At 68.8% G+C, this 24473-nt stretch carries 25 protein-coding genes; 21 read left to right on the top strand and 4 right to left on the bottom strand.

Annotation, left to right across the window (positions count from 1 at the left end):
* The first annotated feature begins 63 nt into the window (after positions 1 to 63).
* On the top strand, positions 64 to 897 hold the full coding sequence (locus V6W80_RS18440; RefSeq protein ID WP_093255913.1) for an aldo/keto reductase: 834 nt from the start codon (positions 64 to 66) through the stop codon (positions 895 to 897).
* On the opposite strand, the gene mnmC is transcribed toward V6W80_RS18440, so the two are convergent.
* A complete protein-coding gene (gene mnmC, locus V6W80_RS18435) occupies positions 894 to 2831 on the bottom strand; it encodes a bifunctional tRNA (5-methylaminomethyl-2-thiouridine)(34)-methyltransferase MnmD/FAD-dependent 5-carboxymethylaminomethyl-2-thiouridine(34) oxidoreductase MnmC (RefSeq protein ID WP_338545037.1) in 1938 nt (645 codons plus the stop codon). The genes V6W80_RS18440 and mnmC overlap by 4 nt on opposite strands.
* Positions 2832 to 2886: 55 nt before the next feature.
* On the bottom strand, positions 2887 to 3102 hold the full coding sequence (locus V6W80_RS18430) for a DUF6316 family protein (RefSeq protein ID WP_059315913.1): 216 nt from the start codon (positions 3100 to 3102) through the stop codon (positions 2887 to 2889).
* 297 nt (positions 3103 to 3399) lie between these two features.
* On the opposite strand from V6W80_RS18430, the gene V6W80_RS18425 reads away from it, so the two are divergent.
* The 8 genes from V6W80_RS18425 to gspK all read left to right on the top strand — a co-directional run bounded on the left by V6W80_RS18425 (position 3400) and on the right by gspK (position 10018).
* Positions 3400 to 4038, top strand: coding sequence for a peroxiredoxin (locus V6W80_RS18425; protein ID WP_338545036.1), 639 nt, complete (start codon positions 3400 to 3402; stop codon positions 4036 to 4038).
* 163 nt (positions 4039 to 4201) lie between these two features.
* The gene (ssuE, locus tag V6W80_RS18420) at positions 4202 to 4789 is read left to right on the top strand and encodes an NADPH-dependent FMN reductase (protein WP_338545035.1); all 588 of its coding nucleotides are present in this window, start codon (positions 4202 to 4204) and stop codon (positions 4787 to 4789) included.
* A gap of 15 nt (positions 4790 to 4804) precedes the next feature.
* Entirely contained in the window at positions 4805 to 5770 is a 966-nt protein-coding gene (locus tag V6W80_RS18415; protein WP_184285751.1) for an aliphatic sulfonate ABC transporter substrate-binding protein, read from the top strand.
* A 23-nt stretch (positions 5771 to 5793) separates the two neighbouring features.
* Positions 5794 to 6942: an FMNH2-dependent alkanesulfonate monooxygenase gene (ssuD, locus tag V6W80_RS18410; protein WP_184285753.1), complete on the top strand. Its 1149-nt coding sequence runs from the start codon at positions 5794 to 5796 to the stop codon at positions 6940 to 6942.
* A gap of 10 nt (positions 6943 to 6952) precedes the next feature.
* The gene (gene ssuC, locus V6W80_RS18405) at positions 6953 to 7741 is read left to right on the top strand and encodes an aliphatic sulfonate ABC transporter permease SsuC (protein WP_093255924.1); all 789 of its coding nucleotides are present in this window, start codon (positions 6953 to 6955) and stop codon (positions 7739 to 7741) included.
* On the top strand, positions 7738 to 8547 hold the full coding sequence (gene ssuB, locus V6W80_RS18400; protein WP_093255926.1) for an aliphatic sulfonates ABC transporter ATP-binding protein: 810 nt from the start codon (positions 7738 to 7740) through the stop codon (positions 8545 to 8547). Before ssuC ends, ssuB begins: the two co-directional genes overlap by 4 nt.
* Before the next feature lie 23 nt (positions 8548 to 8570).
* Positions 8571 to 8786, top strand: a complete 216-nt coding sequence (locus V6W80_RS18395) for a TOBE domain-containing protein (RefSeq protein WP_010795839.1) — start codon at positions 8571 to 8573, stop codon at positions 8784 to 8786.
* Positions 8787 to 8998: 212 nt separating this feature from the next.
* The gene (gspK, locus tag V6W80_RS18390; RefSeq protein WP_338545034.1) at positions 8999 to 10018 is read left to right on the top strand and encodes a type II secretion system minor pseudopilin GspK; all 1020 of its coding nucleotides are present in this window, start codon (positions 8999 to 9001) and stop codon (positions 10016 to 10018) included.
* A gap of 255 nt (positions 10019 to 10273) precedes the next feature.
* On the opposite strand, the gene V6W80_RS18385 is transcribed toward gspK, so the two are convergent.
* On the bottom strand, positions 10274 to 12310 hold the full coding sequence (locus V6W80_RS18385) for a PhoX family protein (RefSeq protein WP_338545033.1): 2037 nt from the start codon (positions 12308 to 12310) through the stop codon (positions 10274 to 10276).
* Between the two features lie 196 nt (positions 12311 to 12506).
* On the opposite strand from V6W80_RS18385, the gene V6W80_RS18380 reads away from it, so the two are divergent.
* The 12 genes from V6W80_RS18380 to V6W80_RS18325 are packed head-to-tail and all read left to right on the top strand — an operon-like array spanning position 12507 to position 23770.
* A complete protein-coding gene (locus tag V6W80_RS18380) occupies positions 12507 to 14177 on the top strand; it encodes a lipoprotein UxpA (RefSeq protein ID WP_338545032.1) in 1671 nt (556 codons plus the stop codon).
* Positions 14177 to 14944, top strand: a complete 768-nt coding sequence (locus V6W80_RS18375) for a hypothetical protein (RefSeq protein WP_173149617.1) — start codon at positions 14177 to 14179, stop codon at positions 14942 to 14944. Before V6W80_RS18380 ends, V6W80_RS18375 begins: the two co-directional genes overlap by 1 nt.
* On the top strand, positions 14941 to 16950 hold the full coding sequence (gene gspD / locus V6W80_RS18370; RefSeq protein ID WP_338545031.1) for a type II secretion system secretin GspD: 2010 nt from the start codon (positions 14941 to 14943) through the stop codon (positions 16948 to 16950). Before V6W80_RS18375 ends, gspD begins: the two co-directional genes overlap by 4 nt.
* Positions 16950 to 18407 (top strand): GspE/PulE family protein, encoded by a 1458-nt coding sequence (locus tag V6W80_RS18365; RefSeq protein ID WP_338545030.1) that lies wholly within the window; start codon positions 16950 to 16952, stop codon positions 18405 to 18407. The genes gspD and V6W80_RS18365 overlap by 1 nt, the downstream gene beginning before the upstream one ends.
* A 24-nt stretch (positions 18408 to 18431) precedes the next feature.
* Positions 18432 to 19637: a type II secretion system inner membrane protein GspF gene (gspF, locus tag V6W80_RS18360; RefSeq protein ID WP_338545029.1), complete on the top strand. Its 1206-nt coding sequence runs from the start codon at positions 18432 to 18434 to the stop codon at positions 19635 to 19637.
* Positions 19638 to 19660: 23 nt separating this feature from the next.
* The gene (gspG, locus tag V6W80_RS18355; protein ID WP_338545028.1) at positions 19661 to 20101 is read left to right on the top strand and encodes a type II secretion system major pseudopilin GspG; all 441 of its coding nucleotides are present in this window, start codon (positions 19661 to 19663) and stop codon (positions 20099 to 20101) included.
* Between the two features lie 6 nt (positions 20102 to 20107).
* Entirely contained in the window at positions 20108 to 20566 is a 459-nt protein-coding gene (locus tag V6W80_RS18350; protein WP_160924585.1) for a GspH/FimT family pseudopilin, read from the top strand.
* A complete protein-coding gene (locus V6W80_RS18345) occupies positions 20563 to 20907 on the top strand; it encodes a type II secretion system protein (RefSeq protein ID WP_064309455.1) in 345 nt (114 codons plus the stop codon). Before V6W80_RS18350 ends, V6W80_RS18345 begins: the two co-directional genes overlap by 4 nt.
* Complete coding sequence (locus tag V6W80_RS18340; RefSeq protein ID WP_338545027.1) at positions 20904 to 21491, top strand: prepilin-type N-terminal cleavage/methylation domain-containing protein; 588 nt, start codon at positions 20904 to 20906, stop codon at positions 21489 to 21491. The genes V6W80_RS18345 and V6W80_RS18340 overlap by 4 nt, the downstream gene beginning before the upstream one ends.
* A 4-nt stretch (positions 21492 to 21495) precedes the next feature.
* Positions 21496 to 22662, top strand: coding sequence for a type II secretion system protein GspL (locus V6W80_RS18335; RefSeq protein WP_338545026.1), 1167 nt, complete (start codon positions 21496 to 21498; stop codon positions 22660 to 22662).
* Positions 22659 to 23081, top strand: a complete 423-nt coding sequence (locus V6W80_RS18330; protein WP_160924581.1) for a hypothetical protein — start codon at positions 22659 to 22661, stop codon at positions 23079 to 23081. The genes V6W80_RS18335 and V6W80_RS18330 overlap by 4 nt, the downstream gene beginning before the upstream one ends.
* Positions 23078 to 23770 (top strand): hypothetical protein, encoded by a 693-nt coding sequence (locus V6W80_RS18325; RefSeq protein ID WP_257705453.1) that lies wholly within the window; start codon positions 23078 to 23080, stop codon positions 23768 to 23770. The genes V6W80_RS18330 and V6W80_RS18325 overlap by 4 nt, the downstream gene beginning before the upstream one ends.
* A 14-nt stretch (positions 23771 to 23784) precedes the next feature.
* Here the strand turns inward: V6W80_RS18325 and V6W80_RS18320 are convergent, their stop codons facing one another.
* Positions 23785 to 24345: an RBBP9/YdeN family alpha/beta hydrolase gene (locus V6W80_RS18320; RefSeq protein ID WP_338545025.1), complete on the bottom strand. Its 561-nt coding sequence runs from the start codon at positions 24343 to 24345 to the stop codon at positions 23785 to 23787.
* Positions 24346 to 24473 lie beyond the last annotated feature (128 nt).

Genomic DNA, 24473 nt, shown 5'->3' with positions numbered 1-24473 from the left:
GACCGGGAGAATCGGCGTCGCGCTGGCGTTCTAACGGCAACACCCCATGAGAAGGATGCGTCCATGAATACCGCTCAAACCGTTCGCTTGCCCGATGGCACTACCGTTCCGGCGCTGGGACAGGGTACCTGGCGCATGGGCGAAAACGCCGACCTGCACCGCCAGGAGGTCAGTGCCCTGCGCCAGGGGCTGGACCTGGGACTCACCCTGATCGACACCGCCGAGATGTATGGCGAAGGCCGCGCCGAGGAGCTGGTAGGTGAGGCTATCGCCGGACGGCGTGACGAGGTCTTCCTGGTGAGCAAGTTCTATCCGAAGAACGCCACCGAAGCGGGCGTACCCCTGGCCTGCGAACGTAGCCTGAAGCGCCTGGGCACCGAGGTCATCGACCTCTATCTGCTGCACTGGCGCGGCCAGGTGCCGCTGATCGAGACGGTCATGGCGCTGGAGAAGCTGCGCGACGAAGGCAAGATCCGTCACTGGGGCGTGTCCAACCTCGACACCAGCGACATGCTGGAGCTGAACGACGACCGCTGCAGCGCCAATCAGGTGCTCTACAACCTGGAGCAGCGCGGCATCGAGCACGACCTGCTGCCCTGGTGCCAGCGTCAGCAGATGCCGCTGATGGCCTATTGTCCGCTGGGGCAGGGTGGCGATCTGCTGCGACACCCTACCCTGGCTACCCTGGCCGAACGGCATCAGGCCACCCCGGCGCAAATCGCCCTGGCCTGGGTACTGCGTCAGCCGGGCGTGATCGCCATTCCCAAGGCCGGCGACGCCGGACATCTGGAAGAGAATGCGCGGGCCCTGGATCTGCGTCTGGGCGATGAAGACTTCGCCCTGCTCGATGGCGCCTTCCCACCGCCCCAAGCCAAGAGTCCGCTGGCGATCATCTAGCCGCCGCGAATCAGCCGGCGCAGGGGAAAGCGACTGGGATGGCAGGCGTCGGCCACCCGTCGTGCCACTGGCAGGGGTTCGTCTTCCAGCCAGGCCGCCAGCAGTTCGGCGGCCAATGGGGTGGTGACCAGCCCGCGTGAGCCGTGGGCCAGATTCACATAGAGCCCGGTACGCCAAGGTGCTGCCTGCTCGGGCACCTGGCGGGCGTCATAGGTCAGCGCCTGGTAATGCTGGGCGAAACGGTCCTGATCCACGACCGGGCCGACCAGGGGCAGGTAGTCAGGCGAGGTGCAGCGAAAGGCCACCCGGCCGTCCAGGGCCTCGGCCTGATAGCCGGCGGCCAGCTCGGGTGACAGCTCGGCGAGCAGCTGCAGATTGCTCTGGTGTTCCGCCTGACTGGGCTCGGTATCGTCCCGGTCGAAGACGAAGCTGGCGCCCAGGCAATGCTGACCGTCACGCGCCGGCGCGAGATAGCCTTCGCCGCAGACCACGGTTGCCAGTGGCTGGCTGGCTGGCGTTTCCGGCAGCGTGGACAATTGTCCACGAATGGCCTTGAGCGGCAGGTCAGGCAGCAGCGTCCTGGCCTGGGCGGCGCTGGCCACCACGACCACCGTCGCTTCCAGCGTTGCCCCTCGGGTGCTGACCTGCCAGCCGTGCTTGGTTTGCCGCAGCGCAGTCACCTCGGTATGGGTGACCAGCTCGATATTTGGATGGGCCAGCCAGTGCTGGCACAGAGCGGGCGGATGCACCCAGCCCCCTTCCGGAAAGAACAGGCCGCCCGCCGTCAGATCGATTCCCGCCCTGTTACTGGCGGCTTCCCTATCCAGCGGCTGCAGTAGATCGGTGGGGAAGTGCGCCGCCAGTTGCGCCTGGCGTTGGGCATCCTTGGCCGTCAGCGCCAGTTGCAGCACCCCGCAGGGGGACCAGGCAGCGCCCGGAGGCAGGGCCTGGAGCTCGCGCAGGGTCAGGCCGAAGCCGTCGAGGATCAGTCGGCTCAGCGGGGTATCGTGAGCGGACAGCTTGAGGTAGAGCACGCCCTGGGGATTGCCCGAGGCTTCCTGGGCTGGGGCGCCATGGCGTTCGACGACCCTGACCTGCCAGCCGCGGCGGGCAAGACTGGCGGCGGTGGCGCATCCGGCGAGACCAGCGCCTATGACCAGTGCCGTGCGCGGTCCCTGGGGGCGCGGTGGCCGGGCATACCAGGGCACCTGGGATAGGGTATTGGGACGTTCCAGCACGCCGGCCAGCATCTCCCGCTTGTGACCGAAACCAGGCACCTTGGCCATGGCGAAGCCGGCCTCGTTCAGCCCGCGACGGACGAAGCCGGCGCAGGTGAAGGTGGCCAGGGTGGTACCGGCATGGGACAGCCGTGCCAGCTCGGCGAACAGCGCGGGCGTCCACATCTCGGGATTCTTGGCCGGGGCGAAGCCATCTAGGAACCAGGCGTCGCAACGGGCATCCAGCTCGGGCAGGCGCTCCAGCACATCGCCGATCAGCAGGGTGAGGGTGATGCGCCCGTCTCCCAGGACCAGCCGCTGGAAGCCCGGATGGATAGCCTGGTACTGCCGCTGCAGCGCCGCGCTGTAGGCGGCCAGTTCCGGCCAGAGGTTCAGTGCCTGGGCGAGATCGGCGGCGGTCAGCGGAAAGCGCTCGACGCTGACGAAATGCAGGCGCGCATCCTTGGGCGCCACGGCCTCGAACAGTTGCCAGGCGCAGAGGAAGTTGAGGCCGGTGCCAAAGCCCGTTTCGCCGATGGTGAAGACCTCTCCTGCCGTCAACGCGGCGAAGCGCTCGCCCAGGCGATTCTGCTGCAGGAAGACGTAGCGCGTTTCTTCCAGGCCGCTGGCACGGGAAAAGTAGACATCGCCATAGGCGCGGGAGAGGGGTTGCCCGGAGGCGTCCCAGTCGAGCTGGGCGTGCTGGAAATCGGTCATGAGCGGCGCGGCCTGGAGTTCAGGGCGCGCAGTCTAAAGGATCGAGGGCAGGCGGTCAGACGTTGCTGACGGATTGGCGCATCAGGCCCTGGGCGGTCTGCAGCCGCTCGACATAGCGATCGATCTGGTTGAGGGCTTCTTCGCGGCTGAAGAAGGGGCCTTCCAGGGTGCCCTCGCGGGTGGTGAAGAAGAATTGGCCGTTGACCACGCTGACGCGCTCGCTACGGAAATGGGTGCTGGCACCGGGGTCGTCATTGCGTTTGCCGAACATGAGAATCTCCTCCTCGTCTTGCCAACAGACCATGCCGAGCGCTGCGGGTTGCCCCGTTCGGCCGAATTGCGGTCCGTCGATCTTCCTTAGGTGTAGCACCCTAGCGGCCGCTGCGCTTGGGTGGAAAAAGCGCGACGAAATTGTGAGGATGATCACGCGGCACAGGGTGTAGCCGCTAATGGATGGCCCTGGATGGGCCATCTTTCGCGTTATAACCACAGCGTGATCCGATCTTTCCCGCCCATGCTGATGGGCGGCATAGTGCCGCTATCCCTACCTGCATCAGGAGAACTGCCAATGACCATCCGTCTGGGCGATATCGCCCCCGATTTCGAACAGGATTCCAGCCTGGGTCGCATCCGCTTCCACGACTGGCTGGGCGACAGCTGGGGCGTGCTCTTCTCCCACCCGGCCGACTTCACCCCGGTCTGCACCACCGAACTGGGCCTCACCGCCAAGCTCAAGGACGAATTCGCCAAGCGCGACGTCAAGGTGATCGCCCTCTCGGTGGACGGTCTGGAATCGCACCAGGGCTGGATCAAGGACATCGAGGAAACCCAGGCCACTGCCGTGGGCTTTCCAATCCTGGCCGACGCCGATCGCAGCGTGTCGACCCTTTACGACATGATCCATCCCAATGCCAACGACACCCTCACGGTGCGCTCGCTGTTCATCATCGATCCGCAAAAGAAGGTGCGGCTGTCGATCACCTATCCGGCCAGTACCGGACGCAACTTCGACGAGATCCTGCGGGTGATCGATTCCCTGCAACTTACCGACAATCACAAGGTGGCGACCCCGGGCAACTGGAAGGATGGCGATGACGTGGTCATCGTGCCGTCACTCAAGGACGAAGAAGAGCTCAAGCGGCGTTTCCCCAAGGGTTACACCGCAGTGAAGCCCTATCTGCGCCTGACCCCGCAGCCCAATCGCTGACACCTCTGGTGACAAGAAAACCCCGGCCCTGGCCGGGGTTTTTGTTTTCTGGTTATAACCAAGTGCCTAAAGGGTATTTTTAGGGAATAAGTGCCCCTTGCTAAGGTCCGCTCAATCCTTTTCGAGCGGCGCGACACCGCTCCTTTTTATCCTGGAGGCGGCGATGCAGGTGGTGACTTTGGCGGGCAGTCCGGGAGCGCGTTCGCGTTCTACCGGTGTGCTGGATCTGGCGGCGAACTGGCTGCAGACGCGTGGCGTGGAGTTGTCGCGCTGGCGTATCCGGGACTTTCCCGCCGCCGACCTCATCGGCGCCCGCTTCGACAGCCCGCCGGTGGTGGAACTGATCGCCCAGCTGCAGGCCGCCGATGGCCTGGTGATCGCCACCCCGGTGTACAAGGCCTCCCTGGCCGGCGCCCTCAAGACCCTGCTGGACCTGCTGCCCGAGCGGGCCCTGACCCACAAGGTGGTGCTGCCCCTGGCCACCGCCGGTTCCAGCGGTCACCTGCTGGCCATCGACTATGCACTGAAGCCGGTGCTCTCGGCGCTCAAGGCCCAGGAAATCCTCAATGGCGTCTTCGCCGACGACAGCCAGGTCAGCTACACCGAGACCGGCGTCGCCCTGACCCCGGCGCTGGAGCAGCGCCTCCACGAATCCCTCGAACAATTCCACGCGGCCCTGGTGCGGCGTCCCCAACCCCTGACTCCCGAGCTGCTGGCCGATCGTATCGGCCAGGCGCGCTGGGGCATCTGACCCGGAGCCTTAGTCATGCAGTTCTCCTTCACCCGTTCGCTGCTCGCCGTTTCCCTGCTGACCCTGGCCGCCGGCTTGGCGCAGGCGGAAGAGACGGTGCGCATCGGCTACCAGAAGTACGGCACCCTGATCACCCTCAAGGCCCGCGGCACCCTGGAGCAGCGTCTGGCCAAGGACGGCGTCAAGGTGCAGTGGACCGAATTCCCCGGCGGCCCGCAGCTGCTGGAAGGCCTCAACGTCGGCAGCATCGATTTCGGCGTGACCGGAGAGACCCCGCCGGTGTTCGCCCAGGCCGCCGGCGCCGATCTGGTCTATGTGGCCCACGAACCGCCGGCGCCCACCAGCGAAGCCATCCTGGTGCCCAAGGATTCGGCCATCCAGTCGCTGGCCGATCTCAAGGGCAAGAAGATCGCCCTGAACAAGGGTTCCAACGTCCACTATCTGCTGGTGCAGGCACTGGCCAAGGCCGGCATCCCCTACCAGGACATCCAGCCGGTGTACCTGCCGCCCGCCGATGCCCGGGCCGCCTTCGAGCGCGGCGCGGTGGATGCCTGGGTGATCTGGGATCCCTACCAGGCCGCCGCCGAGACCCAGTTGCAGGCACGTACCCTGACCGATGCCACCGGCCTTGCCGACAACCACCAGTTCTATCTGGCCACCCGCAGCTTCGCCAAGGCCCATCCCGAACAGGTCGGCGCCATCGTCGACGAGGTGCGCTCGGTGGGCGAGTGGGCCAAGGCCCACCCCGACCAAGTCGCCGCCCAGGTGGCGCCGCTGCTGAACCTGCCGCTGGACACCGCCGAGCGGGTGGTCAAGCGGCAGGGCTATGGCGCCCGGTTCATCAGTCCCGAGGTCGCCGCGCAACAGCAGAAGATCGCCGATGCCTTCACCGCCCTCAAGTTGATTCCCAAGCCGCTGGTCATCCGCGACGTGGTGTGGACCCCGCCCGCCAGTCTGCAGACCGCCGCCGCCCAACCCTGATTTCGCCTGCTGGAGAACGCCCCATGAGTCTCGATATCTTCTGGTTTCTGCCGACCCACGGCGATGGCCACTACCTGGGTACCGCCGAAGGCGCCCGCGCGGTCGACCACGGCTACCTGACCCAGGTCGCCCAGGCCGCCGATCGCCTGGGCTTCGGCGGGGTGCTGATCCCCACCGGACGCAGTTGCGAGGATTCCTGGCTGGTGGCCGCTTCGCTGATTCCGGTCACTCAGAAACTCAAGTTCCTGGTGGCCCTGCGCCCCGGGATCATCTCGCCCACGGTGGCGGCGCGGCAGGCGGCCACCCTGGATCGCCTGTCCGGCGGCCGGGCGCTGTTCAACCTGGTCACCGGCGGCGATCCGGACGAACTGGCCGGTGACGGCCTGCACCTGTCCCACAGCGAAAGATACGAAGCCTCGGTGGAGTTCACCCGCATCTGGCGTCGCGTGCTGGAAGGCGAGACGGTGGACTATGAAGGCAAGCACATCCAGGTGAAGGGCGCCAAGCTGCTCTATCCGCCGCTGCAGCAACCGCGCCCACCGCTGTATTTCGGCGGCTCCTCCGATGCCGCCCAGGACTTGGCCGCCGAGCAGGTGGAGCTGTACCTGACCTGGGGCGAACCCCTGGACGCGGTGCGCGAGAAGATCGAGGCGGTCAAGGCCAAGGCGGCCGCCCAGGGCCGCACGGTGCGCTTCGGCATCCGCCTGCACGTGATCGTCCGCGAGACCAATGAAGAGGCCTGGAAGGCCGCCGACCGGCTGATCGCTAACCTGGACGATGCCACCATCGAAAAGGCCCAGGCGGCCTTCGCCCGCTTCGACTCGGTCGGCCAGCAGCGCATGGCCGCCCTGCACAAGGGCCGTCGCGACAACCTGGAGATCGCACCCAACCTCTGGGCCGGTGTCGGCCTGGTACGGGGCGGCGCCGGGACGGCCCTGGTCGGTGACGGTCCCACCGTGGCCGCGCGGGTCAAGGAATACGCCGCCCTGGGCATCGATACCTTCATCTTTTCCGGTTATCCGCACCTGGAGGAATCCTACCGGGTGGCCGAGCTGCTGTTCCCGCACCTGCCGGTCAAGCGCCCGACCCAGGTGGAAGGCGCCAACTACGTGAGTCCCTTTGGCGAGATGGTGGCCAACGACATCCTGCCGCAAAAAGCGGCGCAGAGTTGAGGAAGGCGGCATGAGCAGCACGACCGAACGTCAATTGCAGCGCCTGGCGCCCTGGCTGGTGCCCGTGGCCCTGCTCGCCGCCTGGCAGCTGTCGGTGAGCAGCGGCCTGCTGTCCAGTCGCATCCTGCCGTCGCCAGCGGCGGTGCTGGAGGCGGGCTGGAGCCTGGTCAAGAGCGGCGAGCTCTGGCAACACCTGGCCATCAGCGGCTGGCGCGCCGGCATCGGCTTCGCTATCGGCGGCAGCATCGGCCTGGCGCTGGGCTTCATCACCGGGCTGTCGAAGTGGGGCGAGCGCCTCCTCGACAGCACCTTGCAGATGGTGCGCAACGTGCCGCACCTGGCGCTGATCCCGTTGGTGATCCTCTGGTTCGGCATCGATGAGTCGGCCAAGTTGTTCCTGGTGGCCCTGGGGGTGTTCTTCCCCATCTACCTCAACACCTACCACGGCATCCGCAACGTCGATCCGGCGCTGGTGGAGATGGCCCGCAGCTACGGCCTCTCCGGGGCGCGGCTGTTCTGGCACGTGGTGCTGCCGGGCGCCTTGCCGGCCATCCTGGTGGGGGTGCGCTTCGCCCTCGGCCTGATGTGGCTGACGCTGATCGTCGCCGAGACCATTTCCGCCAGCTCCGGCATTGGCTACCTGGCGATGAACGCCCGGGAATTCCTGCAAACCGACATCGTGGTGCTGGCCATCCTGCTCTATGCCGTACTGGGCAAGCTGGCGGATCTGGCCGCCCGCGGCCTGGAACGTGCCTGGCTGCGCTGGCACCCGGCCTATCAGAAAGGAGCCCACGCATGACCAGTCTGCAAGCCGTTCCGCCGCTGGCGCGGGGCATCGCCCTGAAGCTGCAACAGGTGGTGAAGACCTTTGGCGAGCGCACCGTGCTCCATGGGATCGATCTGGAAATCCCGGCCGGCCAGTTCGTTGCCGTGGTGGGTCGCAGTGGCTGCGGTAAGAGCACCCTGCTGCGCCTGGTGGCGGGACTCGACCGCGCCAGTGGCGGCACCCTGCTGGGGCAGGACGAACCCCTGGCGGAGCATCGCGAAGACACCCGGCTGATGTTCCAGGACGCACGCCTGCTGCCGTGGAAACGCATCATCGACAACGTTGGCCTGGGCCTCAAGGGCGACTGGAAGCCGCGCGCCCTGGAAGCCCTGGCGGCGGTCGGCCTGGCCGATCGTGCCCAGGAGTGGCCCTCGGCGCTATCCGGCGGCCAGAAGCAGCGCGTGGCCCTGGCCCGCGCCCTGATCCACCAGCCGCGCCTGCTCCTCCTGGACGAGCCGCTCGGCGCCCTGGATGCCCTGACCCGCATCGAGATGCAGCAGCTCATCGAAGGTCTCTGGCAACGCCACGGCTTCACCGTGCTGCTGGTGACCCACGACGTGGGCGAGGCGGTGGCCCTGGCCGACCGCGTGGTGCTCATCGAAGACGGCCATGTCGGCCTGGATCTCGACGTCACCCTGGCGCGCCCCCGGGCCGCCGGCGATGCCCAGCTGGCCCGCCTGGAAGCCGAGGTGCTGGCCCGGGTGCTGCAGCAACCGCTCAATCCCGATCTACCGGAAATCGTGCAACCCCTGCCCACGCAACTGCGCTGGGCCTACTGATCGCTCATCCGAGGAGTTTTGCCATGACCATCAAGGCCATCAACGTTCGCAACCAGTTCAAGGGCACCATCAAGGAAATCATCGAAGGCTCGGTGCTCTCCGAAATCGACGTCCAGACCGCCGCCGGCATCGTCACCTCCGTCATCACCACCCGCTCGGTCAAGGAGCTGGAACTGGTGGTGGGTAGCGAGGTGATCGCCTTCGTCAAATCCACCGAGGTGTCCATCGCCAAACTGTGATAAGGCCTTAGTGGTGAGGAACCCGCCCTGGTGGCGGGTTTTTTGTTGGGCGTTGGATTGTTGGGCTTCGCTGGCGCTCAACCCAACCTACCTAGGCTTTGTAGGTTGGGTTGAGACGGATCTATCGTCGAAGCCCAACAGGCATCTGCGTCACTGCCACGATTCTGCAACCTGAGTCGGTTCCAATGCCGCTTTTGCCTGGAGGAACAGGGGTGCGGCGACAAAGGGGCGTGGCCCTGCTGATGGCGCTCTGGGCGCTGGCGCTGGTGGCGGCGCTGTTGCCGGTGCTGCTGGCCGAAGGGCGTGCCGAGCTGCAGCGGGCGCGGTTGCTGGAGCACGAGATCCTGGCGCGGGCGCTGGCGGCTGGCGCCGAGCAGGTGGTCACGCAGGGGCTGGTGCAAGCTGGCGCGCGGCAGCGCCCCGAGTTCTGGCGGAGCCTGAGCGGCGAGGTGCTGGCCTATGAGGTGGAAGGCGCCCAGGTCCGTGCCCAGCTGCGCGATCTGCATGGCTGCTTCAACGTCAACGCCCTGGCCGGTCCGGAGCGAGACCTGGCCTTGCGCCAGCTGAAGCGGCTGCTGGCGCAGCGTCCTGGTGGGCTGGGTGAGCCGGGACTGACGGCCGAGGGCTTCGCCGAACGCCTCGCCGACTGGGTCGATGCCGATGGCGAGACCCGTGAATTCGGTCTGGAGACCCCCGATGCCCTGCGCCTGGCGCCACCGGTGCTGGTGCCCAATCTGCCCTTGGCCGAGATAGGTGAGCTGGATCTGATCGTGCCGGCGCGACCCGGTCGGCATCTGCACTTGCGCGAACTCTGCGCGCTGCCGGAAACCTCAGGCTGGCGCCTCAATGCCAATGCCCTGGGGATGAGCCACCTGCCGCTGCTGGAGGCGCTGTTTCTCGGTGAGGTGCCGCGGGAGACGCTGCAACTGCTGATCACCGCGCGGCCGGCCCAGGGCTACGCCACTGTCGAGGCCCTGCGCCAGGCCTTGCCGGGGGTAGGGGAGGAGACCTTCAGCCTGTTGACCCAAAGACTGATCCTCAACAGCGGCGACTTCCTGCTCGGGGTCGAGGTGCGTCGCGATGGCCAGGTCTTTCGCCAGGTGCGGCAGCTGGCGGCCCAGGGCGTGAGTCGCTGGCACGCGGCGGTGCCGGCGCAACGGGTGCGCTGGCTGGCGACGCGTGACACCACCCTGTGGGTCCCTGGGCCCGGTGGGGCGGAGGTGTTGCAGTAGCTAATCGCGGCCAGCGCGCGCGGAAGCGGCCGTTGTCACCGCTCGTCGTAGGTTGGGTTGAGCGTAGCGAAGCCCAACGTAGCGGGGCTTGGGTCCGGCAATGTTGGGCTTCGACGATGGAGCAGTCTCAGCCCAACCTACGGTCAATCTGGCGTTAGGAGGTGAAAACGTCACAGGACGAATATCGAGTCCGCCGCAAAACAAAAGGCTCCCGCGGTCGTTGCCGACCGGGGAGCCTGGCTATCGCCGACGCAATCAGACGCCGATGGGGCCGCCGTCGAGCTTCTGGATCACCACGGTGGAGGCGCGGGAACGCACCTTGGTGCCGGCCGGGGTGGCGTCGGTGGCGACTTCGCTGAACGGCCAGTTGTCCGGGTGCTGGACGTTGATGAACATGGTCGTCAGGTCCGGGGTCCAGGTGATGCCGGTGATCTCGCAGCCATTGGGACCGACCAGGAAGCGGCGCAGCGCGGTCTGGTTGGTGGCGGAAATGGCGACCTGCTTGCCGCTGCCATCCACCACCTGGGCCGGGATGACCGCCAGCAACTGGTCGTTGGTGTACTCGGCCACGGCGTTGTCGCTGTTGTCGGTCTCGATCCAGAGGATGCCGCGGCTGTCGAAGGCCAGGCCGTCGGGGCTGGCGAACTGATTGAGTTCGGTCAGGCCCGAGCGGTTGATGTCGGGGGCCGCACCGCCGTCCGCGCCGAAGACGAAGATGTCCCAGGTGAAGTCGGTCTGGTTGCTGTTGTCCTTCCAGCGCACGATGTGACCGTTGACGTTGGGCACCCGCGGATTGGCGGCGTTGGCGGCGGTGCGCGCCGAGTTGTTGGTGAGGGTGACGTAGACCTCGCCGGTGAAGGGGTTGACGGTGGTCCACTCCGGGCGGTCCATGGGGGTCGCGCCCACCGCATCGGCGGCGCCGCGGGTGTTGAGGATGATGCCGGCCAGGTCGCCATAGAGGGCGCCCAGGGTACGGCCGTCCTTGGTCGGCGCATTGACCGTCAGCGGCAGCCACTTGCCGTTGCCGCCGTCGTCGAAGCGGGCGACGTAGAGGGTGCCGTTGTCCAGGTACTTGGCGCCGATGGCCAGGCGGTTGGCCGAGTTGGCGTCGGCCGGATCCCAGGCGGCGGCGGAGACGAACTTGTAGATGTATTCGTTGCGCGAGTCGTCGCCCATGTAGAACGCCAGCGGCTGGCCGGCGACCGGAATGCCGTAGGCCGAGCCCTCGTGGCGGAAGCGACCCATGGCGGTGCGCTTGGTGGCGGGCGCGGCGCTGTTGTAGGGATCGATCTCGACGATGTAGCCGTAGCCGCTGGCTTCGTTGCGGAAGTCCTGAGTCGCGCTGGCGCCGGTGGGGGTTAGGTCGAAGCGACGGAATTCGTTGTCCACCTCGCTGGCGTCACCCGCCGGCGTCTCCCAGCCGTAGTTGCTCTTGCTGCCGATGCCGATGCGCTTCTGGTCGACCGGCAGGGTGCCCTTGTTGACGAAGATGCCCGGCCAGTTTTCCTCGCAGGTGAGGTAGGTGCCCCAGGGGGTGAAGCCGTTGCCGCAGTTGTTGTTGGTACCGCGGGTACGGGTGCCGTCCGGGGAGTAGGGGGTGATCAGGTTGGCGTTGCCGCGCAGCGGGCCGGCGATTTCCATCGGCGTGGCGCTGGTGAAACGGCGGTTCAGGGCGTCGTTGGTCACCACCTGCCAGATGCCGTCGACCTTGCGGATGCGGATCACCGCCGCCCCGTGGGCGTTGATCTCCTTGCGCACTTCCTCGGCGGGCCGCTTGCCGTTGGTGGTGGTCGGGCCGTTGGGGTGCAGCACCTTCTGGTCGATGTATTCGTAGTTGATGGCCAGCAGGCCATCGCTGCTGGAGTTGTTCAGCGGGAAGAAGTGCATGCCGTCGTGGTGCATGCCAGCCGCATTGGCCTGGTCGGTGGAGGTATTGCTGCCATCGCTGCGCCAGGCGTTGGCCAGGTTGTTCAGCGGGGTGCCCCAGGGCGCCAGGGTGCGGGCGCTGTAGCCGGCGGCCAGGACGATGGCGTCGAGGCGCGCGCCGCGGATGGATTCGAAGCCAAGCTTGAGCTGCGGCGCCGGGGTCGGCTGGCTGGGAGCCGGATCGTCGTTCGAGCCGCCACCGCCGTCGAAGCAGGCGGTCAGCCCGCCGCCGGCGATCATGGCGATCGCAGCGCCCAGGCCGCCCTTCATGACGCTGCGGCGCGACAGGTAACGGTCGACGACGGCGTCCAGCGGTTCGTTGCCGCTTTCATTACGGTTACGGTCGTCGCTCGTGAAAGTGCTCATGCGCAAAGCTTCCTTGATTAATCACGGGAGCGGCGACTGTAGGAAGCCTCTGTGATGGTCTGGTGACTGAAAGGTTACAGCCGGTCATTTCCCGGCAGACCATCTGTAACAGTTTGTAACTTGCTGTTTTGTCATGAATTTGTAGCTTTTCGCCGCCTAGGATGCCGCCCTCTCTAGCGCGCAGGGCAGACATCGGATGAGCAACTGGGCACGACGCCAGGTCTTGGGTTGGCTCGCGGCGGGCGCCACGGTGCCGCTGCTGGGCGGCTGTGCCCAGGGCCTCTCGAATCGCTCGGGGGATGCCGATCTGCAACTGCTCTATGTGGCCGACACCCTGGACGCCCGCGAACCCGGCTGGCCGGTGGTGCCACGGGTACGCCTCGGCCCGGCCGGGCGCATCGGCGCCGCGCCCTGGCGCACCGGTGCCGATGCCGCGCGCCTGGCCCCGACGCTGGCGCCCCTGCTGGATGCCGGGCGTGGCGATGGCCAGCGCTACGGTGGCTATGCCGCCCTGGCCTGCCAGCTGACCCAGCTGCGCACCCGCCAGGGCACGACCCGCAGCCTGACCCTGGAAAATGGCCAGTGCTGGAACGGTAGCGGCCTGACCCAGCTCACCCGCGGCGAAGCCGGGGTGGATGGCAGCCAGTTGCTGGGCAGCGAGGTCCGGGTCAGCAGTGACGAACGCCTGCTCTGGCCCGAGCGTAGCGCCGCCCTCTATCGCCGTTATGGTCGTCCGGTACTGGGCGCCACCCTCACCGAGGAACAGCGCAGCGCCCTGGGTGTCGCCCCCTTCACCCTGATCGAGCGCGACGGGGTGCGCATCGCCCTGGTCGGCGTGACCGATCCCTATGCCAGCGATCAGCAGGCGCCCCTGGCCGATTGGTATGCCCGGCTGCGCCCGGTGCTGGCCGAGGCACGGGGCAAGGCCGATCTGCTGGTGGTGCTGGCCGATGTCGGCAGTGGGCCGGGCCTGTGGCTGGCCGAGCGGTTGGAGGAAGCGGACCTGCTGCTCTGCGCCCGCGGCCAGGATCTCTGGCCGGAGCTGATCCCGGTGATGCGCGGCAGCGGTCGGCCGCTGCCGGTGTGCCTGCCGGGTTGCCGCGGCGTCGGTATCTTCGAGATCCGCTGCCGGGGTGGTCGCGACGGCTGGCGCCTGGACGCCGTCTTCCATCCGGTGCAGGCCGAGCGGGTGCTCGACCGGGCCCTGCTGGAAAGCCACCAGCGTCAGTTGGCCGTCGCCCGCGCGCCCCATGCCGGGTGGCTCGACCAGCGTCTGGCACGGGCGCCGGTGGACCTCTGGCGCCGTGACCTGCTCGGCGGCAGCTGGGACGCCCTGATCGCCGCGGCCCTGGGCGCTGGCGATGCGCAGCCGGTGCTCCTGCCGGGGTTGAGATACGACCAGCCGCTGCGCCGGGGCGACTGGATCACCCGCGAGCACCTGATCGCCCTCTGTGGCGGCCACGAGGCCACTGTGCTGGATCTGCCCACCTCGGCCGACGGCCTGCACACGCTGTTGGAGGAAGCCGCGGACAATCGCTTCGGCGAACCCCTGCTGCTGGACAACAGCCAGGATCTGCCGCGGCTGACGGGCGTCCAGTGGACCTGCCGCTACGGCGCGCCGCGTGGCCAGCGCATCGGACCGGTGCAGGCGCCCCTGGGCGCCTCCTTTACCTGTCGCACCTTCGCCCTGGGGCGCGAGCTCGGCGCCGGTGAGGCGCTCTGGCAACGCCTCGAAGCCTTTCTGCGCGCCCGGCCCGCCGACTGGGGCCTGGCGCCGCTACCCGTGCCACGCCTGGAGTTCGTCGAAGGCCATCCGGGCTGGCATCCGCTGGCCTCCTTGCACCGCCGTCTGGAGTCTCTGGCCTGATGGCGCGCCTGCTCATCCATCCCCTGGCGTTGCGGCTGCTGACCCTGCTATGGCTGGGCATCGCCGCCTGGCTGGCGGCGCGGGTGGTCTGCGATCTGCGCCTGCTATGGCTGCCGACGCCCGTACCCAGTGTCCAGGTCGAGGCGTCTCCCGCCACCGATCTGCTCGCCGGCCATTGGCGCGCCGCCAGCCAGGCGGCGCCCAGCACCCTGCCGATCCAATGGGTTGGGGCGATCAAGGCGGTGCCCATCGACGGCTCCGTGGTGGTCCTGCGCCACGGCGATCGCCAGCGGTCGCTGGTCCTGGGCGACAGCCTGGCGCCTGGGCTGGTGCTGACCGCCATCGATGCCCAGGGCCTGGTCTTCAGCCGCGCCGGCCGCGAAGAGCGGCTGCCCTGGCCGGCGCCGCGAGCGCTGGTGGGCCTGGCCGCCAGCGATACGGCCAAGCCGGCCACAGTCAAGGCGCCGTCTACGCCAGCGGCGGAGGAGGGTGACCTCGCCAGTCTGCTCAGACGCATTCGCGCCACCCCCGTGCGCGAACACGGCGAGTTGACCGGCTACCGCCTGCAACCCGGCGCCGAGCCGGCCTTTTTCAGCGGCCTCGGACTTGAGCCCGGCGACGTGCTGCGCCGGGTGGACGCCGTCCCCGTGGCCGATACCCGGACGCTGCTGCAACGCCTGCCGCATTGGCGCGCCACCGGCGCCCTGACCCTGGAACTGGAACGTCGGGGCCGCGCCCTGGCCCTACCCGTGAGACTGTCCCTGTGAAGAAACGCAGCTATTGCGGCCTGCTCCTCGCCTTCTGGCTGCTCGGCGCCCAGGCCGAACAACGCTTCGAGGTCAATTTCGAGAACACCGAGATCGATCTGTTCATCGAAAGCGTGGGGCGCATCACCGGCACCAACTTCGTCATCGATCCCCGGGTGCGCGGCACCCTGACGGTACGCAGCGCCCAGCCCCTGGCCGCCGATGACGTCTATGCCCTGGCCCTGGCCCAGCTGCGCGCCAATGGCTACGCCGCGGTGGAGCTGGACGACGGCAGCGTGAAGATCCTGCCGGACCAGGCCGCGCGCACCGAGCCGCTGCCGGTGGAGGTGGACGACGGCGCCCCGGCCAAGCCCGGCGCCGGGGATACCGTGGCCACCCGGGTATTCGCGGTGCGCGGCGGCAATCTCGAACAGCTGCTGGGCATCGTCCGCCCGCTGATGGACGCCCGGGTCGGAGTGGCCACGCCCTATCCGGCCAGCAACCTGCTGGTGGTGACCGACTGGCGCAGCAACCTCAGCCGCATCGGCCAGCTGCTGACGCGGCTGGATCGCGGGCGCGACGAACCGGTGGAGATGATCAGCCTGCGCCATGCCCAGGCGCGCGACACCGCGCCGCTGGTGGAGCGCCTGCTGGCCAGCCGCGGCCAGGCCGGTGGTGGCGTCCAGGTGCTGGCCGACGCCCGCAGCAATGCTCTCATGGTGCGTGGCGACGAAAGCGTGCGGCGTCAGGTACGTCGGCTGGTGGCCGAACTGGACGTCTCTCGCGATGCCGCCAGCGACACCGAGGTGGTCTATCTGCACCATGCCAAGGCCGGCGAGGTGGTCAAGGTACTGCGCGGCCTGAGCGGCGAGGTCACCCAGGAGGCGCGGGTGGAGATCCCTGTGGCCGCCTCTGTTAGTAATACCACCCCTGTTGAAAGTGGTGGAGAGGGGGAGGCTCCTCTGCCCAAGGGCAGCGGCGGGGCGTTGGCCCCGGGAGCGCCCGGTATTCGCCTGGAAGCGGACATGGGCACCAATTCCATCGTGCTGATCGGCCCGCCGCGGGAGCTGGCCGGCTACAAACGCATCATCAGCCAGCTGGATATCCGCCGCGCCCAGGTGGTGGTGGAAGCCATAATCGCCGAGATCACCGACACCAAGGCCAACCAGCTGGGCGTCCAGTGGCTGTTCCTCGACCGCAACGGCAACCTGCCGGCAGGCAGCGTCAACTTCACCAACGGCACGCCCATCAACGGCATCGCCGCCGCCGCGGCCAACCAGGACACCAGTGCCCTGGGCAGTCTACTGTCGGGCATGCAAGGCATCTCCGCCGGGGTCGGGCGCATCGGCGGCAGCGGATTGAATTTCGTCACCCTGCTGCAGGCCATGCGCAGCGAGAGCGGCTTCAACCTGCTGTCGACACCGACCCTGCTGACCCTGGACAACGCCGAAGCCTCCATCATGGTCGGCCAGGAGGTGCCCTTCGTCACCGGTTCGGTCACCAGCAACAACGCCAATCCCTACCAGACCATCGAGCGCCGCGAGGTGGGGGTCAAGCTCCGTCTCAAGCCGCAGATCAACGAGGGCGACACGGTGCGCATGGAGATCGTCCAGGAGGTCTCGTCCCTGGCCGACAACGTGCGTGCCAGCGACGTGGTCACCAACAAGCGCGAGATCAAGACCACGGTGATGGTGGAGGACAATGGCCTCATCGTCCTGGGCGGCCTGATCAGCAACGAGGGCAACGACAGCGACCAGCGGGTGCCGCTGCTGGGCGACGTGCCGGTGCTGGGCAATCTCTTCAAGTCGCGTACCCGCTCCAGCACCAAGCAGAATCTGGTGGTGTTCATCCGCCCGCGCATCCTCCGGGATCCGGCGCTGGTGCAGCAGATCAGCGAGGACAAGTACCGCGGCATGCGCGCCGCCGCCCCGGCCGCGGCCTTGCCGGCCACGCCACCGGGCACGCGCGGTGCGCCCACCCTGCAGAGTCTCTATCCCTCGGCGCGGGCGCGCCTGGACGGCCTCTGATGACGCCGACGCTGCCCTATCGTCTGGCGCGCCAGGCCGGCATCGCCCTGGCCGCCGCACCCGAGGGCTATCGGCTGCTGTGCCGTACGGATGCGGACCTGGCGCTGCTGCAGGAGGTGCAGCGCCGCCACGGACCGCCGCAGGGCTGCGAATGGCTCGCCCGCGAGGTCTTCGAACAGCGCCTGGGGCCGCTCTACGAAGCCGGCCAGGCCAGCACCGAGGCCTTGGTGGAAGGCCTCGGCGAGACCGTCGACCTGGCCGGGCTGATGGAGGAGCTGCCACGAGTGGAGGACTTGCTCGACAGCGCTGGCGAGGCGCCGGTGATCCGCCTGATCAACGCCCTGTTCGCCGAGGCCCTGCGCCTGGACGCCTCCGACCTGCACGTGGAAACCTTCGAGCAGGCACTGGTGGTGCGGGTGCGGGTGGATGGGGTGCTGCGCGAGCTGCTGCGCCCGCCGCGGGCCTTGTCGGCCATGCTGGTGTCGCGGATCAAGGTCATGGCGCGGCTGGACATCGCCGAGAAGCGCCAGCCCCAGGACGGCCGCATCACCCTGAGGGCCAGCGGTCGCGACGTCGACATCCGCGTCTCGACTCTGCCCGGCGTGCATGGCGAGCGGGTGGTCATGCGCATCCTCGACAAGCAGGCCAGCCTGCTGGAGCTCTCACGCCTCGGCCTGCCGCCGGCCATCGATGCCGGCCTGCGCGGCGCCCTGGCGCAGCCCAACGGCATCCTGCTGGTCACCGGCCCCACCGGGTCGGGCAAGACCACCACCCTCTATGCCAGCCTGGGGCTGCTCAACGAAGGCAGTCGCAGCATCCTCACCGTGGAAGACCCGGTGGAATACGCCTTGCCGGGCATCGGCCAGACGCCGGTCAACCCCCGTGCCGGCCTGACCTTCGCCAGTGGCCTGAGGGCCATCCTGCGCCAGGACCCGGACGTCATCATGATCGGCGAGATCCGCGACGTGGAGACCGCCGGCATCGCCGTGCAGGCCAGTCTCACCGGTCACCTGGTGCTCTCCACCCTGCATACCAACAGCGCCCTGGGCGCCATCACCCGCCTGCGTGACATGGGCGTGGAGCCCTTCCTGCTGGCGTCGAGTCTCAAGGGCGTGCTGGCCCAACGGCTGGTACGACGGTTGTGCAGCTGCGCGGCCTGGCGTCCACTGCGAGCAGCCGAGCAAGCGCTCTTGCCAGGGCTGGCCGGACTCGAACGGCTGCGCGAGCCCCAGGGTTGTCCAAGCTGTAATGGCAGTGGCTATCGCGGTCGCCTGGGTCTCTACGAATTCGTCGCCCTGGACGCCGAACTGGCCGAGCTCATCTATCGCGGCGCCGGTGAAGGCGAGATGGCCCGGCTGCTGGAGGGCCGCCGCGCCAGCCTGGCCGAGAGCGCCCTGGAGCGCCTGGCGGCGGGCGAGACCAGCCTGGCGGAGGTGCTGCGTGCGGTGCACCAGTAACGCCCTCGGCGGAGCGCTGCGCTGATGCCGGCCTACCGCTACCTGGCGCTGGACGGCGACGGGCGTCGCCAGCGCGATGTCATCCAGGCCGAGAGCGAGCGCCATGCCCGTCAGTTGCTGCGCGAGCGTGGCCTCTTTCCCCGCGAGGTGCAGGCGACCGGTCCGGCACGGGGGACCCGCAACCGTGCCGGGCGGCTGGACGCCAACAGCCGCACCGATTTCACCCGCCAGCTGGCGACCCTGGTGGGCGCCGCCATTCCGCTGGCCGAGGCCCTGCAGATGCTGGAGCGCCAGAGTCGCCAGGCGGCGCTCAAGGCGCTGCTGCTGGATCTGCTGGGCCAGGTGCGCGAGGGCTATACCCTGGCCGACAGCCTGGGGCGCCATCCGGGCACCTTCGATCCGCTGTACCTGACCCTGGTGGCCGCTGGCGAACGGGCCGGACGCCTGGGCCCGGTGCTGGAACGCCTGGCCGACTATCTCGAACGGGTGCAGCGCCAGCGCCACAAGGCGCGCACCGCGCTCATCTATCCGCTGGCGCTGGCCCTGGTGTCGGTCGCCGTGGTGGCGGGGCTGATGACCTTCGTGGTGCCCAAGCTCACCGAGCAATTCATCCACAGCGGCCTGCAACTGCCCTGGATCACCCGCGCCCTGGTGGCCGTCAGCGACGGTCTGCTGGTCTTCGGGCCCTGGTTGCTGGGCCTGGTACTGCTGGTCGGCTTAGGTGTGCAGCGCCTGTTGCGCCAGGTCGAGTGGCGGCGACGCTGGCATCGCCAGCTGCTGCGCCTGCCGCGCCTGGGCGAGTTGCTGCGCACCCTCGACAGCGCCCGCCTGACCCGCAGCCTGGCGATCCTGGTCGGCAGCGGCATCCCGGTGCTCGAAGGCCTGCAGGTCAGCCGCGCCACCCTGGGCAACCAGGTGCTGCGCGATGCCCTGGAAGCCGCCATCGAGCAGGTCACCGCCGGCACCGGCCTTGGCCGGGCGCTGGATCGCAGCGGCGTCTTTCCCCCCTTGCTGGTGAACATGGTCGCCAGCGGCGAGGCCAGCGGCACCCTGGACGCCATGCTGGAACGGGTCGCCGATGCCCAGGAGCGCGACTTCAACCAGCAGGTGGACCTGGCCCTGGCGCTGTTCGAGCCGGTGCTGATCCTCGTGCTCGGTGGGGTGGTGCTGGCCATCGTGCTCGCCATCCTGCTGCCCATCATGCAGCTCAACCAGGCGCTCAACCTCTGATGCACCCCAAGGAGACTTTCGCGATGCCTTCCCATGCCGTACCCGCCCGCCAGGCCGGCTTCACCCTCATCGAGATCATGGTGGTGATCTTCATCATCGGCCTGCTGGTGGCCATCGTCGCGCCCAATGTGCTGGACAACCAGGACAAGGCCATGCAGCAGAAGGTCCGCGCCGATCTCGCCAGCCTGGAGCAGGCGCTGGACATGTACCGCCTGGACAACCTGCGCTATCCCACCGCCGAGCAGGGCCTCGCCGCCCTGGTGAGCAAGCCGACCCAGGCCCCCGAGCCGCGCAACTATCGCGCCGACGGCTATATCCGCCGCCTGCCGGAGGACCCCTGGGGCGCCGCCTATCGCTATCGCATCCCCGGCGAACATGGCCGGGTGGATCTCTACAGCCTCGGCGCCGACGGCCGCGAAGGCGGCGAGGGCAGCGATGCCGACATCGGCAACTGGACCCTCTGAGCTGCCATGCCGGGGCGCCAGGGCGGTTTCACCCTGCTGGAGCTGATGGTCGTGCTCTTGATCGTCGGGCTGCTGACCACCGTGGGCGTGGCGCGCCTGGGCGGCGGCAGTCCGGCTGGGCAGTGGCGGCTGGAAAGCCTCGCGGGCGACTTCCAGCTGGCGCGGGACACCGCCCGTCACAGCGGGCGCATCCTCGGCTGGCAGGCCGACGCCAGCGGCTTTCGCTATCTGCAGCTGGTGGCCGATGCCCAGGGCCCGCGCTGGCAACCCCTGGCCAGCGCCGATCTACCCGACGGGCGCTGGCCCAGCGGTTTGCAATTGGCCGAGCCGGTGAGTGCGCAGCCGCGGCTGGTCTGGTGGCCGAACGGCGATACCCAAGGCCAGCGCCTGGCCTTCGCCGAAGAAGAGCGGCAATGGCTGCTGGTGGTCGATGCGCGGGGTCGTGCCGCGGTGGAGCGTCCATGAACCAGCGTGGTTTCACCCTGCTGGAGGTGTTGGTGGCCCTGGCCATCGTCGCCTTCATGGCGGTGGGCGTCAGCCAGGTGATCGGCCAGCGGCTGGACATCGCCGGCGTCGCCCAGGCCCGCGAACGGGCCCAGCTCTGCGCCCGCGAACTCCAGGCCCGCTGGCAGGTGGAAGGCCTGACCGCCAGTCAGGGCGAACTGAGCCAGGGCGGCGAGCGCTGCTACTGGCGTCTGGAGGGCGCGGGCGGGCCCCTGGGCGGGCAACGCCTGGCGCTCTATGCCGATGCCGCCCTCGGTCGGGCCCTGGGCGACTGGCCGATCCATGCCGGAGCCCAACCATGAGGGGCCAGGCGGGCATGACCCTGATCGAGGTGCTGCTGGCCATCGCCCTCACGGCGCTGCTCGCCGTGCTGCTGGGTGGGCTGGTCAATCTCTGGCTCGACGCCCGCGGCCGCCTGGCTGCGCGGGAGTCGACCGATGCGCGGGTACTGGACCTCTGCGGCCTGCTGGATCGCCGCCTGGGTGGCCTGGTCCTGCGCCCGCTGCAGGAGCACCGTCTGCCGCTGCACAACGCCCTGCTGGACTGGCACCCCGACGAGCACCGGCTGGACTGGGTCGCCCTGGATGCCTTGCCGCTGAGTGCGGGACAGGGCGCCGGTCGCCTGCGCCGCCAGCGCCTGGAATGGGATGCCGACCAGGAGCGGCTGCGACTGTGGCGCAGCGCCGAGTTGGATGCGGTGGAGGCCCCGGTCTGGCAACCGGTGCTCGACCAACCTGGCATCGAGCGCCTGCAACTGGAATTCCACGGCGGCGGGCGCTGGCTCGCCTATCCGCCCCAGGCCGAACCCGCCAATGGGGTACGGCTGACCTTTACCGTGCAGGGTGCCGGCTATGTCTGCACCTTCGCCCTGCCTCAGACAGGTTGACCCCATGCTCGCCTCCCTCCCGTTCGGGTACCTGCTGCCCCTGTTGCGCCGCGACCTCAGCCCGGCCCAGAGTTCCGCGCGCCTGCTCCTGCGCACGCGGCGACCCGGTCCGCCGGGCCCGGACAATCCGCTGGTGGCCGCGCGCCTCCAGGGCGACCGGCTGCAAGCCGCGGCGGCGCTGCCAGAGGCCGCCCAGCCGGTGACCCTGCTGCTGCACGGTGAGGACTGCAGCCTGTTCGACGTCGCCGCGCCCAAGGGACTGCGTCCCCACGAGTGGGGCCTGCTGCTGGAAGACCAGTTGCTGGCGGACGCCAGCGGCCAGCACCTGGTCTGCCTGGGTCGCGCTCCTGGCCGGTTGCGCCTGCTGGCCCTCGACCGGGCGCTGCTGGAGGCCTGGCGTGAGCACTGCGCCGCCTGCGGCTGGACGGTGGCCGGCTGCTGGGTCGACTTCCAGTTCTTGCCCGAGCCCACCGCCGAGGGTGGGATCGGCGTGCGCCTGGGCGACAGCCTGAGATTCAAGACCCGCGTGGCGGATCGCGACGTTTGGCTGACCTGGCCCAGCGCGCTCCAGGCGAATCTGCCGCCAGCCTTGGCCACTCTGCTCGACGCCGATCCCGAGGCCACCGTCGCACCCCTCTGGCCCCAGCCCGCCGCCGGCGTGGCGCCCCAGGATCTCTGGCCACGGCAAGGCCAGCGCCGCCGTCGAGCGTCCTTGGGGCTGCCAAGGCCCCTGGTACTGGGCATGGCCGCCGCTGCGGTGCTGGCCGCGGTGCACCTGGGGCTGCAACAGGTGCAGCATTGGCGCCAGGCCCAGACGGACCGGGCCTATGTCGCCCAGCGTCTGGGCTTGCCTAGCGACCGGCTCGATGCCGGCCGCGCCGCGCGCGAACTCCAGCTGGCCAGCCGGACCCAACGGCAGCTGGAGGGTCAGTGGCGCCTCTGGCAGCGGCTCGGGGGGCCGCTCGGCGCCGCCTTGAATACTCAGCCCGGCCTGCGCCTGGTGGAGTGGTCGCTGGACGAGCAGGGCATCCAGGTGGTGCTGGACGGGCCGGCCAGCCTGGACAAGGCCTTGCGCACCCGACTCGACGAGGAATTCGCTACCCTGCAGTGGCAACGGCAGGCCGGGCGCTTGACCCTGCGCCTGGCGGCCCCGACGGAGAAGCGACCATGAGCACCCTTTTGCAGCGCTGGCAGCGGCTGCCTGCCGAGCGCCAGCGACTGGCCCTCGGCGGCCTGGTCATCCTGTTGCTGGCCGCCATCCTGTTGCTGCGCCCTGCGCCAGGCAGTCGACCCGTCTCGGTGGACTGGGTCCGCCTCGCCGAAGAGGCTCGGGCGCTGCCCGTCGCCCAGCCGTTACAGGAGGCGGACTGGCGCGGTGCGGTTGACGGGGTGACCTTCAGCGCCCTGACCCTGGGCGAGCCGGTCTGGCACCTGCGCGGAGACGCGGTGGATGTGGCCGCCGTGGAGCGGCTGCAGGCCTGGGCGCGTGCGCGTGGCTGGTTGCCCAAGACCCTTAGGATCCGCAGCCAGCCGACGGGCGTGGCTTTTGAACTGGAAGTCCTGGCGGTGCTGGTGGAGCGCGCGCCATGACTCGCTGGCTCGTGCGCCTGGCGTTCACCCTGTTCGCCTGCCTGATCTTCGCCCTGGGCTGCCTGCTCTACTGGCCGGCCGCGGACTGGCTGCCACGCCTGCTGCCGCCCCAGGTCACCCCGGTCGGCTTGCAGGGCTCCTTGCTCGGCGGCGGCATGCAGCGCCTCGCCTGGCCCGGTGGTGGCGCCGGGCCCTGGCAGTGGCATCTGCGCTGGCCGGGCAGGCTGCAGGTCACGGTAGGCGAGCCCGAAGGTGCGCCCTGGGGGCTGATCCTGAGCGGCTGGCCCTGGCAGTGGCGGGCCGATCTCGCCGGTGGCGATCTGCGCTGGGTGCAAACACCGGGGAGCGCACTGCTCGCCGGTCGGCTGGTCGGCGACGTCCGCCTCGGGGGCAGCTGGCGCCGTTGCCTGGCGGCCGGTGGCGCCTGGCAGGGCGATGGCCTGCAGATCCTGGTGCCCCGGCGACTCAGCCTGGGCGACGTTCGGCTGCAGGTGGATTGCCAGACCGCACCCTGGCTGCAGGGCGTCTTCGAGCGCCCCGGCCAGCATCGTCTGGACTTGCGCCTGAGTCTGGCCAATTGGCGGGGGCAGGTGCAGGGTACGGCGCAGCCCGGCAGCGACATCGCCCCGGTGCTGCAGAGCATCGGCTGGCTCAGGGCCGGCCAGAGCCAGGTCATGGGGCGTTTCTGAGCGCTGAACGCGGCTCAGGCGACCCGCAGGCCCTGGGCCGATCCGAGCTTCGCCAGCTGCAGCAGACCCTCTTCCCACTGCCGATGCCCCGAGCGGGTATTGATATGGCCGGCGCCGGGCAGGATGTCCAGCTCGCTGCCCCAGGCCTGCGCCAGGGCATCGGCCCGCGCCAGGCTGATGGCATGGTCGTTGTCCGAGGTCACCACCCGCGAGGGAAAGGGCAACGGCTGGCGGGGCAAGGGCGCGAAACCCACCAGCTCAGCCGGGCAACCCGGGCGCTCGACGTCGGCCGGCGCCACCAGCAAGGCGGCTAGCACCCGCTGCCGACGCGCTACCGGAGCGCTGGCGGCCCAGCGCGCGACGGTCACGCAGCCCAGGCTATGGGCGATCAGCACCACAGGTAAGGGCGAGCTGGCGATGGCCTGGTCGAGGGCATCCACCCACCGTTGCGGATCGGGGCGTTGCCAGTCGTCTTGTTCGACACGACGGGCGTCCGGCAGCAGGCGTTGCCAGTGGGTCTGCCAATGTTCAGGGCCAGAGCCCTGCCAACCGGGAAGGATGAGATAGCGGGTCATGGCGGATCTCCGCGGACGAAAGAGGAGAGCCGATAGTGCCGATGGATGATCCGCAGGAGAAAGAATAAAAGGCGCTTTGGTTATGCCAGGCTTCGGTTTGCAGCGACGAAATCGCGGCCATGCCGGTC

Source organism: Pseudomonas benzopyrenica, assembly GCF_036884265.1.
Lineage (GTDB): Bacteria > Pseudomonadota > Gammaproteobacteria > Pseudomonadales > Pseudomonadaceae > Chryseomonas > Chryseomonas benzopyrenica.
Note: the sequence above shows the minus strand (reverse complement) of the source record. Positions and strands in the feature narration are given on the sequence as shown.

Coding starts and splice junctions, on each gene's coding strand:
- V6W80_RS18440 (WP_093255913.1), top strand. CDS start 64: ATGAATACCGCTCAAACCGTTCGCTTGCCCGATGGCACTACCGTTCCG.
- mnmC (WP_338545037.1), bottom strand. CDS start 2,831: ATGACCGATTTCCAGCACGCCCAGCTCGACTGGGACGCCTCCGGGCAA.
- V6W80_RS18430 (WP_059315913.1), bottom strand. CDS start 3,102: ATGTTCGGCAAACGCAATGACGACCCCGGTGCCAGCACCCATTTCCGT.
- V6W80_RS18425 (WP_338545036.1), top strand. CDS start 3,400: ATGACCATCCGTCTGGGCGATATCGCCCCCGATTTCGAACAGGATTCC.
- ssuE (WP_338545035.1), top strand. CDS start 4,202: ATGCAGGTGGTGACTTTGGCGGGCAGTCCGGGAGCGCGTTCGCGTTCT.
- V6W80_RS18415 (WP_184285751.1), top strand. CDS start 4,805: ATGCAGTTCTCCTTCACCCGTTCGCTGCTCGCCGTTTCCCTGCTGACC.
- ssuD (WP_184285753.1), top strand. CDS start 5,794: ATGAGTCTCGATATCTTCTGGTTTCTGCCGACCCACGGCGATGGCCAC.
- ssuC (WP_093255924.1), top strand. CDS start 6,953: ATGAGCAGCACGACCGAACGTCAATTGCAGCGCCTGGCGCCCTGGCTG.
- ssuB (WP_093255926.1), top strand. CDS start 7,738: ATGACCAGTCTGCAAGCCGTTCCGCCGCTGGCGCGGGGCATCGCCCTG.
- V6W80_RS18395 (WP_010795839.1), top strand. CDS start 8,571: ATGACCATCAAGGCCATCAACGTTCGCAACCAGTTCAAGGGCACCATC.
- V6W80_RS18385 (WP_338545033.1), bottom strand. CDS start 12,310: ATGAGCACTTTCACGAGCGACGACCGTAACCGTAATGAAAGCGGCAAC.
- V6W80_RS18380 (WP_338545032.1), top strand. CDS start 12,507: ATGAGCAACTGGGCACGACGCCAGGTCTTGGGTTGGCTCGCGGCGGGC.
- V6W80_RS18375 (WP_173149617.1), top strand. CDS start 14,177: ATGGCGCGCCTGCTCATCCATCCCCTGGCGTTGCGGCTGCTGACCCTG.
- V6W80_RS18365 (WP_338545030.1), top strand. CDS start 16,950: ATGACGCCGACGCTGCCCTATCGTCTGGCGCGCCAGGCCGGCATCGCC.
- gspF (WP_338545029.1), top strand. CDS start 18,432: ATGCCGGCCTACCGCTACCTGGCGCTGGACGGCGACGGGCGTCGCCAG.
- gspG (WP_338545028.1), top strand. CDS start 19,661: ATGCCTTCCCATGCCGTACCCGCCCGCCAGGCCGGCTTCACCCTCATC.
- V6W80_RS18350 (WP_160924585.1), top strand. CDS start 20,108: ATGCCGGGGCGCCAGGGCGGTTTCACCCTGCTGGAGCTGATGGTCGTG.
- V6W80_RS18345 (WP_064309455.1), top strand. CDS start 20,563: ATGAACCAGCGTGGTTTCACCCTGCTGGAGGTGTTGGTGGCCCTGGCC.
- V6W80_RS18340 (WP_338545027.1), top strand. CDS start 20,904: ATGAGGGGCCAGGCGGGCATGACCCTGATCGAGGTGCTGCTGGCCATC.
- V6W80_RS18335 (WP_338545026.1), top strand. CDS start 21,496: ATGCTCGCCTCCCTCCCGTTCGGGTACCTGCTGCCCCTGTTGCGCCGC.
- V6W80_RS18330 (WP_160924581.1), top strand. CDS start 22,659: ATGAGCACCCTTTTGCAGCGCTGGCAGCGGCTGCCTGCCGAGCGCCAG.
- V6W80_RS18325 (WP_257705453.1), top strand. CDS start 23,078: ATGACTCGCTGGCTCGTGCGCCTGGCGTTCACCCTGTTCGCCTGCCTG.
- V6W80_RS18320 (WP_338545025.1), bottom strand. CDS start 24,345: ATGACCCGCTATCTCATCCTTCCCGGTTGGCAGGGCTCTGGCCCTGAA.